Raw genomic sequence first — 7,688 nt, 5'->3', positions numbered from 1 at the left:
GTTACGGCGGCCATAGCGAAACGGGAAACACCCGGTCCCATACCGAACCCGGAAGTTAAGCCTTTCAGCGCCGATGGTACTGCAACCGAGAGGTTGTGGGAGAGTAGGACGCCGCCGGACAAACATTTGGCAGGGGCCACCAGGAATCTGGTGGCCCCTGTGCCATTTCATGGCATGGAGTGAGTACGGTTGCCCCGGGGACGGGGGCCGACGCAGGAAGAAGGAGAGTGCGGCTGTGGCCGAGGACCGTCGAGGACAGCGTCCGGCACGAGGTGGATCCGGTGCGGGACGAGCCAGCTCGTCCGGCGGCGGCCGCAGTGGCTCCTCGCCCCGCGGGCGCGGCGCCCGTGACGACCAGCCCACTGGCAGGGGCGGCTCGTCGCGCGGCGGCTACCAGGGTGGCAAGTCCGCCGGCGGCAAGCCCTCGGGCGGGCGGCCAGGCGGCAAGCGGCCCTCGGGCGGCGACCAGCGAGGGTTCCGCGGGCGTACGGAGGAGAAGCGCACGGCGGACCAGGCCGCGTACGACGGCCCCGACCTGCCCGAGCACATCACCGGTGCCGAGCTCGACCGCGGTGTCCGCGCCCAGCTGAAGGGCCTGCCGGAGAAGCTCGCTGCCCGCGTGGCGCGCCACCTCGCCGCAGCCGGCGCGTTCATCGACGAGGACCCCGAGCTGGCCTACCGTCACGCCCTCGCTGCCCGCGCTCGCGCGTCGCGCATCGCGGTGGTGCGTGAGGCTGCGGGGGAGACCGCCTACGCGGCAGGGCACTACGCCGAGGCGCTCTCGGAGCTGCGTGCCGCGAAGCGGATGAACGGTGCCACGGACTACCTGCCGATCATGGCGGACTGCCACCGGGCGCTGGGCAACCCGGAACAGGCGATCAAGCTGGCGAAGAGCCCGTCCGTCGCCAACTTCAGCACCGAGGCCAAGGCCGAGATGACGCTGGTCGAGGCGGGAGCACGACGCGACATGGGACAGCTCGATGCCGCGCTGCGGACTCTCGAGCTCGCGCCGCTGACGTCGAAGAGCCGCTCGGCCTGGGTGGTGCGACTGCGCTACGCGTACGCCGACACGCTCGAGGCTGCGGGTCGCGACGCCGACGCACTCGCCTGGTTCCACCGCACGCACGCGATCGACTCCGACGAGCTCACCGACGCCGCCGAGCGCGCGGACCTCCTGGAGCGCCGGCAGTCCTGACCGGTGCGACAGGCTGGCATTCCGGCGCCACATGGGTCACAATGGGGTCACTAATCACATAGGTGTCACTCGACTCTTGTTGAGCACTGACGACAGACCGCTGGGGAAGGCGCATCTGGAGCGTCGGAACTCAAGGAGGTCACGGTGACCACACGCATTGCTTCCCGTCCGGACGGCCCGGCTACGAGGGGCATCCTCTACGTGCACTCTGCTCCCTCCGCTCTCTGCCCGCACATCGAGTGGGCCGTGGGTGGAGTCCTCGGAGTTGCCGTCTCGCTCGACTGGACGCCTCAGCCTGCCCAGCCGGGGGCCTACCGCGCGGAGCTGTCCTGGACGGGCTCCGCCGGCACCGCGGCTGCCGTCGCGTCGGCGCTGCGCGGCTGGAACCACCTGCGCTTCGAGATCACCGAGGAGCCCACCAGCTCCTCCGAGGGCACCCGCTTCTCGTGCACGCCGGACCTGGGCATCTTCCACGCCATCACCGGGCCGCACGGGGACATCCTCATCCCGGAGGACCGGCTCAAGGCCGCCGTGGTCAAGGCGGCGCTCGGCGACACCACGCTGCTGCTCGAGATCGACAACCTCCTCGGCAAGCCGTGGGACGACGAGCTGGAGACCTTCCGCCACGCGGGCGAGGGTGCTCCGGTGCGGTGGCTGCACCAGGTGGTGTGACGTCCTACCGGTTGCGCTTGCGCAGCCGGAACGCGTCGGTGACCTGCACCGAGGTCTCGTTGCTGGTTCCCTCGTAGGACGTCAGGAGACCCGTCAGCACGAAGCGCCCGGGCGCCGTCGCCCCGCGGCACAGCCGGTAGGTCAGCACGCCGGACTCGGCGTCGTTGGGGCCGATCAGGGACTGCGCGTTCACGCCCCGGCCGTTGCGGTCCTGCAGGGTGATGTCGAAGGTCCAGTCCTCCGACTCCGTGGTGACCGCGTAGGCGTACGCATAGTCCTTGCAGCCCCGCTTCAGCCGTCCGTCGGAGGCGCTGAGCGCACCTGACAGGACGACCGGGTCGGCCTGGACGGGAGGCTCGTCGCCGGGATCGGTGGGCAGGGGGAGCGGCAGGGGAAGCAGGCTCGTCGCGGTCAGCGCGGCGGTCGCGAGCAGGGTCGGCAACATGGCACCTCCGAGGGGTTCGAGGTGTCCAACGACCCACCTGTGACGTGCGTTACGTCGGCGCCGGCCTCAGAGCGGGATGTTGCCGTGCCGGCCGCGTCGCACGCCGGCCGTGTCGATCTCGTGGCGCATGGCGCGGGCGATGGCGCTCCGGGTGCGGCCGGGCTCGACGACCTCGTCCACGACGCCGATCTCGACGGCCTTGTCGACGCCGCCGGCGATGCGCTCGTGCTCGGTTGCGAGCTCCGCCTCGACCTGCGGACGGATCTCCGGCGACACCTCGGCCAGCTTGCGGCGGTGCAGGATGCGGATCGCGGCCACGGCGCCCATCACGGCCACCTCGGCGCCGGGCCAGGCCAGGACGCGCGTGGCGCCGAGCGAGCGGGCGTTCATCGCGATGTAGGCGCCGCCGTAGGTCTTGCGGGTCACCAGCGTCACCCGCGGGACCACGCACTCGCCGAAGGCGTGCAGCAGCTTGGCGCCACGGCGTACGACTCCGTCCCACTCCTGGCCCACGCCGGGGAGGTAGCCGGGCACGTCGACGAGGACGATCAACGGCACACCGAAGGCGTCGCACATCCGGACGAACCGGGAGGCCTTCTCCGCCGACAGCGAGTCGAGGCAGCCGCCCAGGCGCAGCGGGTTGTTGGCGACGACACCCACGGTGCGACCGCCGAAGCGGCCCAGCGCGGTGACGATGTTGGGCGCCCAGCGGGCGTGCAGCTCCTGCATGGTGCCGTCGTCGAGCACCGCCTCGACGAGGGGGTGCACGTCGTAGGCACGCTTCTTGGACTCCGGCAGGAGCGCCTCGAGGTCGCGGTCCTCGACGGCGTCGGCGTCGAGGCTGTGCTGGGCCCCGAGGAGGGAGGCGACCGTGCGCGCCCGGTCGAGGGCATCACGCTCGGACTCGGTGAGGATGTGGACGACACCGGAGCGGCGCCCGTGCGGCTCGGGACCGCCGAGGCGCAGCATGTCGACGTCCTCGCCGGTGACCGAGCGCACCACGTCGGGACCGGTGACGAAGATGCGGCCCTCGGGGCCGAGGATCACCACGTCGGTGAGCGCGGGGCCGTAGGCCGCGCCGCCCGCGGCGGGACCGAGGACCACCGAGATCTGCGGGATCACGCCCGATGCCTGGGTCATCACCTGGAAGATGCGTCCGACGGCGTGGAGGGAGAGGACGCCCTCGGCCAGGCGCGCGCCACCGGAGTGCCAGAGCCCGATGATCGGCACGCCGTCGGTGATGGCCCGGTGATAGGCGTCGACGACGACGCGGCAGCCCAGGTCGCCCATGGCGCCGCCCATGACGGTGGCGTCGCTGCAGAACGCGACGACGGAGGTGCCGTCGACGCGACCCACCGCCGCCAGCATGCCCGAGTCGTCGTCGGGGGTGAGCAGCTCGAGAGTGCCCTCGTCGAGGAGCGCGGTGAGGCGGTGGATCGGGTTGCGCGGGTCCTCCTCACGGGGGAGCTTCGCGGGCCTGGTGGCGGTGGTCGTCATCGATGGTCCTTCGGCGTGCTCAGACGCTGCCGAAGGCGACCGCGACGTTGGCACCGCCGAAGCCGAAGGAGTTGTTGAGCGCGACGATGTCGCCCTCGGGGAGGTCGCGTCGCGACGTCGGGATGTCGAGGTCGACCTCGGGGTCCTTGTCGTCGAGGTTGATCGTCGGGGGGCTGACCCGGTCGTGCAGGGCCATGACGGTGGCGACGGCCTCGAGCGCGCCGGCGCCGCCGAGGAGGTGGCCTGTCATCGACTTCGTGCTGGTGACCACGCAGCGGTCGACGTGCTCGCCGAGGACGGCGTGCAGCATGAGGCCCTCGGCGATGTCGCCCTTGGGCGTGGAGGTGGCGTGGGCGTTGACGTGGACGACGGTCGCGGGGTCGACGTCTCCCTCGCGCAGGGCCATCTTGATGGCGCGGGTGCCGCCGCGACCCTCGGGGTCGGGCTGGGCGATGTCGTGGGCGTCGTTGCTGATGCCGGCGCCGCGCACCTCGGCGTACACCTTCGCGCCGCGGGCACGGGCGTGCTCCTCGGACTCGAGGACCAGCACGGCGCCGCCCTCGCCGAGCACGAAGCCGTCACGGGCGGTGTCCCACGGGCGGGAGACGCGCGTCGGGTCGCCGCCCTCCTCGCTGCCGGTCTTGGACAGGGCCATCATGTTGGCGAAGGCGGCCATCGGCAGCGGGTGGATCGCGGCCTCCGTGCCACCGGCGAGCACCACGTCGGCCCGTCCGAGGCGGATCAGGTCGATGGCCATGGCGATGGCCTCGTTGCCGGACGCGCAGGCCGACGTGGGCGCGTGCACCGCGGCCCGGGCGCCGTACTTGAGGCTGACGTTGGCCGCCGGCGCGTTGGGCATGAGCATCGGGACCGCGAGGGGGGACACGCGGCGAGCGCCCTTCTCGAGGAGGATGTCGTAGTTGGCGAGCAGGGTGGTCACTCCGCCGATGCCGGACGCGACGGCGACGGCGAGGCGCTCGGGCTCGAGGCCGGAGCCCTCGAGGCCGGCGTCGGCCCACGCCTGGTCGGCGGCGACCATGGCGAACTGGCTGGACCGGTCGAGGCGACGTGCCTTGACGCGGTCGAGGACCTCGGACGGCTCGACGGCCACGCGGCCGCCGATCTTCACCGGCAGCTGCTCGACCCACTCGTCGGTGAGGTGCGAGATGCCGGAGGTGCCGGCCAGCAGGGCCTGCCACGTGGAGGCGACGTCGCCTCCGACGGGGGAGGTGGTGCCGAGGCCGGTGACGACTACGCGGGTCGAGGGCATCAGATGAGGTTCCGTTTCTCGCGGGGTTCGGGGGGTTCCTGGGTCACGGGGGCCGGGCTGGACGGCGGCCCCCGTGACGTGGGAGAGGGCGTCAGCCCTGGGCGCGCTCGATGTAGGCGACCGCGTCGCCGACGGTCTTGAGGTTCTTGACCTCGTCGTCGGGGATGGTCACGCCGAACTTCTCCTCGGCGGCCACGACGACCTCGACCATGGAGAGCGAGTCGACGTCGAGGTCGTCCACGAAGGACTTGTCCAGCTGGACGTCGTCGGCGTCGACGCCGGCGACCTCGTTGACGATGTCGGCGAGGTCAGCGCGGATTTCTTCGGTGGTGGCCATGGGCCTTCCCTTCTTGTTGGGGGTGGTGCTTGGGGTGGTCTGGAACGGGGGTCTGGAGCTAGGGGACGGTGACGACCTGGGCGGCGTACGAGAGCCCGGCGCCGAACGCGATGAGCAGGGCCGTGTCGCCGGACCTGGCCTCGCCCTCGGCGATCATCCGGTCGAGCGCGAGCGGGACCGATGCGGCCGAGGTGTTGCCCTGGTCGGCGACGTCCCGGGCGATCTTCACGGTGTCGGGCAGCTTCATGGAGCGAGCCATCGCGTCGATGATCCGCATGTTGGCCTGGTGCGGGACGAAGACGTCGAGCTCGTCGAGGCCGATGCCGGCACTGTCGAGCGCCTGCTGCCCGATCTTGGCCATGGCGAAGGACGCCCAGCGGAACACCGGGTTGCCCTGCATCACCAGGTGCGGCATCACGCCGCTGCCGGGGACCTCGGGGCTGCCGACGACGTCGCGCCAGTCCTCCCGCTGCCGGATCAGGTCGAACTGCTCGCCGTCGGAGCCCCACACGACCGGGCCGATGCCCGGGGTGTCGCTGGGGCCGACGACCGCCGCACCAGCGCCGTCGGCGAAGATGAAGGCGGTGCCGCGGTCGGTCAGGTCGAGGATGTCGGTGAGCCGCTCGACCCCGATGACCAGGACGTGGCGGGCGCTGCCGGCACGGACGAAGTCGGAGGCCAGCGAGATGCCGTGGCAGAAGCCGGAGCACGCCGCCGAGATGTCGAAGGCGGCCGCCTGGTTGGTGCCGAGCTCGTGCGCGATGGCCGTGGCGACGGCCGGCGTCTGGAGCAGGTGGCTGACGGTGGCGACGACCACGCAGTCGATCTGGCCGGCGTCGATCCCGGCACGCTCGAGGGCGATCCGGGACGCCTCGACCGACATCATCTGCACCGACTCCTCCGGACCGGCCCAGCGGCGGGTCTTGATGCCGGAGCGCTGCTGGATCCACTCGTCGCTGGAGTCGATCGCCTCGACGACGTCGGCGTTCGGGACGACGCGGACGGGGCGGTAGGCGCCGATGCCGAGGATGGCCGCGTGCGGCGCTCCGGTCGTGGTGGTGATCGTGGTCATCAGCTCGAACCTTCCGGGTGCAGGCGCAGCAGCGGCTGGCCGGGGGAGACCAGGTCGCCGTCCTCGACGAGCCACTCGACGACCGAGCCGCCGTGCGGGGCGGTGATCTCGGTGCGGTCGCGCAGGCTGGCGACGGCACCGATCACGACGCCGGGCACGAGCACGTCGCGCTCGACCGCCTCGGACGAGAGGTGGAACGTGCCCTTGGCCGGGGACACGATCATCCGCCAGGTCGGGGTGGTCTCGATCATCGACGCCTCGCCGTGCTTGTCGCAGAACTCGCGGGCGGCGTCGAGCTGGTCGGGCGTCTTGAGGGCGAAGGTCTCGACCCCCTTGAGCGCGCGTTTGGCGATGCCGGTGAGGGTGCCGGCCGGCGGCATCTCGAGGATGCCGGTGACGCCGAGGTCGGACATCGTCTCCATGCAGAGGTCCCAGCGCACCGGGTTGGCGATCTGCCCGACGATGCGGCGCAGCACCTCGCGACCGTCGTGGACGACCTGGCCGTCACGGTTGGAGATGACCGGCGTGCGCGGGTCGTGGGTCGAGACCGACCGGGCGAGGGAGGCCAGCCGGTCCACGGCCGGACCCATGTGGGTGGTGTGGAACGCGCCGGCGACGCTCAGCGGCATCAGGCGGGCCTTGGCCGGGGGGTCCTCGGCGAACGCGGCGAGCTGCTCCATCGTGCCGGCGGCCACGACCTGGCCGGGACCGTTGTCGTTGGCTGCGGTGAGGCCGTGGCGCTCGACCGAGGCGAGGACCTCCTCGCGGTCGCCGCCGAGGACCGCGGTCATCCCCGTCGCGGTGACGGCCGCGGCGTCCGCCATCGCGTTACCGCGCTCGCGCACCAGGACCATCGCCTGCTCGGCGGTGATCGCACGGGCGCCGGCGGCCGCGGTGAGCTCGCCGACGCTGTGTCCGGCGACCGCGCCGATGCGGGAGAACGCGTCGGCCGGGTGCGGGAAGAGGTCGAGCGCCGCGACCAGTCCGGTCGCGACCAGCAGGGGCTGGGCGATCTTGGTGTCACGGATGGTCTCGGCGTCGGCCTCGGTGCCGTAGTGGGCCAGGTCGATGCCGGCCACGGTGGCCAGCCAGTCGAACCGCGCGGCGAAGACGGGGTCCTCGAGCCATGGCGTGAGGAATCCGGGGGTCTGGGCCCCTTGTCCGGGGGCGACGATGACGAGCACGAGACCCACTCTGCCG

The 7,688-nt window shown here is 72.0% G+C and carries 8 protein-coding genes and 1 rRNA gene; 3 read left to right on the top strand and 6 right to left on the bottom strand.

Translation table 11 applies throughout. The features are described from left to right. Positions 1-2: 2 nt before the first annotated feature. The 3 genes from rrf to IEZ24_RS20140 all read left to right on the top strand — a co-directional run bounded on the left by rrf (position 3) and on the right by IEZ24_RS20140 (position 1,867). Positions 3-120 (top strand): 5S ribosomal RNA (gene rrf / locus IEZ24_RS20150). A 115-nt stretch (positions 121-235) separates the two neighbouring features. Next, the gene (locus IEZ24_RS20145; RefSeq protein WP_129456795.1) at positions 236-1,195 is read left to right on the top strand and encodes a tetratricopeptide repeat protein; all 960 of its coding nucleotides are present in this window, start codon (positions 236-238) and stop codon (positions 1,193-1,195) included. 144 nt (positions 1,196-1,339) lie between these two features. Beyond that, positions 1,340-1,867 (top strand): DUF3145 domain-containing protein, encoded by a 528-nt coding sequence (locus IEZ24_RS20140; RefSeq protein ID WP_439116376.1) that lies wholly within the window; start codon positions 1,340-1,342, stop codon positions 1,865-1,867. 4 nt (positions 1,868-1,871) lie between these two features. Here the strand turns inward: IEZ24_RS20140 and IEZ24_RS20135 are convergent, their stop codons facing one another. The 6 genes from IEZ24_RS20135 to IEZ24_RS20110 form a co-directional block, all read right to left on the bottom strand. Further along, positions 1,872-2,312, bottom strand: coding sequence for a hypothetical protein (locus IEZ24_RS20135; RefSeq protein WP_129456796.1), 441 nt, complete (start codon positions 2,310-2,312; stop codon positions 1,872-1,874). A gap of 66 nt (positions 2,313-2,378) precedes the next feature. Further along, positions 2,379-3,809, bottom strand: coding sequence for an acyl-CoA carboxylase subunit beta (locus IEZ24_RS20130; RefSeq protein ID WP_129456797.1), 1,431 nt, complete (start codon positions 3,807-3,809; stop codon positions 2,379-2,381). A 19-nt stretch (positions 3,810-3,828) separates the two neighbouring features. After that, entirely contained in the window at positions 3,829-5,079 is a 1,251-nt protein-coding gene (gene fabF / locus IEZ24_RS20125; protein ID WP_191192890.1) for a beta-ketoacyl-ACP synthase II, read from the bottom strand. Positions 5,080-5,170: 91 nt separating this feature from the next. Beyond that, the gene (locus IEZ24_RS20120; RefSeq protein WP_129456799.1) at positions 5,171-5,416 is read right to left on the bottom strand and encodes an acyl carrier protein; all 246 of its coding nucleotides are present in this window, start codon (positions 5,414-5,416) and stop codon (positions 5,171-5,173) included. 58 nt (positions 5,417-5,474) lie between these two features. Then, positions 5,475-6,488, bottom strand: a complete 1,014-nt coding sequence (locus IEZ24_RS20115) for a beta-ketoacyl-ACP synthase III (RefSeq protein WP_129456800.1) — start codon at positions 6,486-6,488, stop codon at positions 5,475-5,477. Then, positions 6,488-7,672: an acyltransferase domain-containing protein gene (locus tag IEZ24_RS20110; RefSeq protein ID WP_129456801.1), complete on the bottom strand. Its 1,185-nt coding sequence runs from the start codon at positions 7,670-7,672 to the stop codon at positions 6,488-6,490. The genes IEZ24_RS20115 and IEZ24_RS20110 overlap by 1 nt, the downstream gene beginning before the upstream one ends. Positions 7,673-7,688: the final 16 nt, after the last annotated feature.

It is taken from the genome of Nocardioides ganghwensis, assembly GCF_014779655.1.
GTDB classification, from domain to species: Bacteria; Actinomycetota; Actinomycetes; order Propionibacteriales; family Nocardioidaceae; genus Nocardioides; species Nocardioides ganghwensis.
The sequence above is the reverse complement of the archived record's forward strand: the minus strand, read 5'-3'. Positions and strand labels throughout refer to the sequence as shown.

Bases quoted from the DNA above. Each gene is read 5' to 3' on its own strand.
- IEZ24_RS20135 (WP_129456796.1), bottom strand. From the start codon at position 2,312: ATGTTGCCGACCCTGCTCGCGACCGCCGCGCTGACCGCGACGAGCCTG.
- IEZ24_RS20130 (WP_129456797.1), bottom strand. From the start codon at position 3,809: ATGACGACCACCGCCACCAGGCCCGCGAAGCTCCCCCGTGAGGAGGAC.
- fabF (WP_191192890.1), bottom strand. From the start codon at position 5,079: ATGCCCTCGACCCGCGTAGTCGTCACCGGCCTCGGCACCACCTCCCCC.
- IEZ24_RS20120 (WP_129456799.1), bottom strand. From the start codon at position 5,416: ATGGCCACCACCGAAGAAATCCGCGCTGACCTCGCCGACATCGTCAAC.
- IEZ24_RS20115 (WP_129456800.1), bottom strand. From the start codon at position 6,488: ATGACCACGATCACCACCACGACCGGAGCGCCGCACGCGGCCATCCTC.